Source organism: Micrococcus sp. Mcc89 (assembly GCF_024519795.1).
GTDB classification, from domain to species: domain Bacteria; phylum Actinomycetota; class Actinomycetes; order Actinomycetales; family Micrococcaceae; genus Micrococcus; species Micrococcus luteus.
Genome location: NZ_JALJRI010000093.1, coordinates 1 through 242, shown reverse-complemented (window position 1 = coordinate 242; position 242 = coordinate 1). Strand labels below are relative to the sequence as shown.

The window sequence follows — 242 nt, the reverse complement described above, 5'->3', positions numbered from 1 at the left end:
GGGTTGTTCGACCAGATCTGGGACCACACGTCCCTCGGGAACGAGGTGAACGCGAGGATGTCCTCTCGTGCTGCATCGAGGTGCCCAGCCACCGCGGGCAACCTGTCCTGCACGTAGTCCAACAGGCGCTCGAACTGGGCCTGCACGGCCGGCCCGTCGGGCTGGTCGTACACGCTGTGCAGCATGGCCTTCACCGCCGGCCACATGCTCTTCGGGGTCACGGCCATCAGATTCGCCGCGTA

The 242-nt window shown here is 66.1% G+C and carries 1 protein-coding gene; it reads right to left on the bottom strand.

Features of this window, described 5'->3' with window-relative positions; genetic code table 11:
- On the bottom strand, positions 1–242 hold a 242-nt coding region (locus NR072_RS09040; protein ID WP_256836934.1), incomplete at both ends, for a transposase.